Source organism: Streptomyces sp. NPDC054840 (genome assembly GCF_053611065.1).
Genome location: NZ_JBSGZP010000922.1, coordinates 1 through 2,303 on the forward strand (window position 1 = coordinate 1; position 2,303 = coordinate 2,303).

Here is a 2,303-nt window from a genome sequence, read left to right on the forward strand (position 1 = left end):
GCCGCGGCGCCCGTTCAGGACCGTCCGGCCGGCCCGGAGGGCCACCGCACCACGGGGGAGAGCGCATGACCGGCTTCGAACAGCACGCCGTCGTCGTGGGTGGCGGACTCGCCGGGGTCACCACCGCCCTCGAACTCGCCGACGCCGGGCTCCGCGTCACCCTGCTGGAGAGCCGCCCCCGGCTCGGCGGGCTGGCGTTCTCCTTCAAGCGCGGCGACCTCGACGTCGACAACGGCCAGCACGTCTACCTGCGGTGCTGCACCGCCTACCGGTGGTTCCTCGACCGCGTCGACGGCGCCGCCCTCGCGCCCCTGCAGGACCGGCTCGACGTACCCGTCCTGGACGTCGCCCACCCCGGCGGTCCACGCCTGGGCCGGCTGCGCCGCAGCGCCCTGCCCGTGCCCCTGCACCTGGCCGGATCGCTCGCCCGCTACCCGCACCTCTCCCTCGCCGAGCGCCTGAGCGTCGGCCGCGCCGCTCTCGCGCTGCGCCGCCTGGACCCCACCGACCCGGCGCTGGACGGCCTGGACTTCGCGACCTGGCTCGGCCGCTACGGGCAGTCCGCCCGCACGATCGAGGCCCTGTGGGACCTGGTCGGCGTCGCTACCCTGAACGCCACCGCCGAACAGTCCTCGCTGGGCCTGGCCGCCATGGTCTTCAAGACCGGCCTGCTCTCCGAGAAGGGCGCCGCCGACATCGGCTGGGCCCGGGTACCCCTGGGCGAACTGCACGACACCCTCGCACGCAAGGCCCTCGACGCGGCCGGCGTACGGACCGAGCTGCGCGCCCGGGTCACGGACATCTCGCGCATGGCCGAGGGGGCGTGGGGGATCGACACCGAGGAGGAGTGCCTGGAGGCGGGCACCGTCGTCCTCGCCGTCCCGCAGCGCGAGGCGCACGGCCTGCTGCCCCCCGGCGCCCTCCCCGACCCTGACAAGCTCCTCGACATCGGTACCGCGCCCATCCTCAACGTCCACGTGGTCTACGACCGCAAGGTGCTCAAGCAGCCCTTCTTCGCGGCACTCGGCTCCCCGGTCCAGTGGGTCTTCGACCGCACCGACTCCTCCGGACTCGCGGACGGCGGCCAGTACCTGGCCCTGTCCCAGTCCGTCGCCCAGGACGACATCGACGAGCCCGTCTCGGTCCTGCGCGCCAAGTACCTGCCCGAGCTGGAGCGGCTGCTGCCCGCCGCGCGCGACGCCAAGGTACGGGACTTCTTCGTCACCCGGGAGCGGACGGCCACCTTCGCCCCCACCCCCGGCGTCGGCCGGCTGCGCCCCGGGGCGCGCACCGACACGCCGGGGCTCTACCTCGCCGGTGCGTGGACTGCCACGGGCTGGCCCGCGACCATGGAGAGCGCCGTCCGGAGCGGACTGAGCGCGGCCCACGCCGCACTCGCCGCGCTCGGCCGCCACCGCGAACACCCTCTGCAGGAGGCGGCATGACGAGCACCATCAGTAGCAGCGGCACCACCAGCACCACGAGCACAGCACGTACAGGAACAAGAGGAGAGCCAGTGAACCCGGGGAACCCGGCTGTCGAGAACACGGATGCCAGTGTGGGCACAGCCGGAGGGGGCGTGGAGAAGGCGGACACGATCGCACTCCTGGACCGCGGCCGGACGCTGTCGACCCCCGCGCTCCGCGCCGCCGTCGACCGGCTCGCGGCGCCCATGGACACCGTCGCCGCCTACCACTTCGGCTGGATCGACGCCCAGGGCAACGTCGCGGACGGCGACGGCGGCAAGGCCGTGCGTCCCGCGCTCGCGCTGCTCTCCGCCGAGGCCGCGGGCGCCGCGGCCGAGGTCGGCATCCCCGGCGCCGTCGCGGTCGAGCTCGTGCACAACTTCTCGCTGCTGCACGACGACCTGATGGACGGCGACGAGCAGCGCCGCCACCGCGACACGGTGTGGAAGGTGCACGGACCGGCCCTCGCGATCCTGGTCGGCGACGCCCTGTTCGCCCTCGCCAACGAGGTGCTGCTGGAGCTCGGCACCGTGGAGGCGGGCCGCGCGACCCGCCGGCTGACCACCGCCAGCCGCAAGCTCATCGACGGCCAGGCGCAGGACATCTCCTACGAGCACCGCGAGCGCGTCAGCGTCGAGGAGTGCCTGGAGATGGAGGGCAACAAGACCGGTGCGCTGCTCGCCTGCGCGGTCTCCATCGGCGCCGTGCTCGGCGGCGCGGACGACCGTACCGCCGACAAGCTGGAGGAGTACGGCTACCACCTGGGCCTCGCCTTCCAGGCCGTCGACGACCTGCTCGGCATCTGGGGCGACCCGGAGGCGACCGGCAAGCAGACCT

General features: G+C 73.9%; 2 protein-coding genes. Both read left to right on the forward strand.

Annotated elements, in window-relative coordinates:
• Positions 1-65: 65 nt before the first annotated feature.
• A complete protein-coding gene (gene hpnE, locus ACWGIU_RS35975) occupies positions 66-1,445 on the forward strand; it encodes a hydroxysqualene dehydroxylase HpnE (RefSeq protein ID WP_453712294.1) in 1,380 nt (459 codons plus the stop codon).
• On the forward strand, positions 1,442-2,303 hold an 862-nt coding region (locus ACWGIU_RS35980; RefSeq protein WP_453712295.1), incomplete at its 3' end, for a polyprenyl synthetase family protein. The genes hpnE and ACWGIU_RS35980, both read left to right, overlap by 4 nt.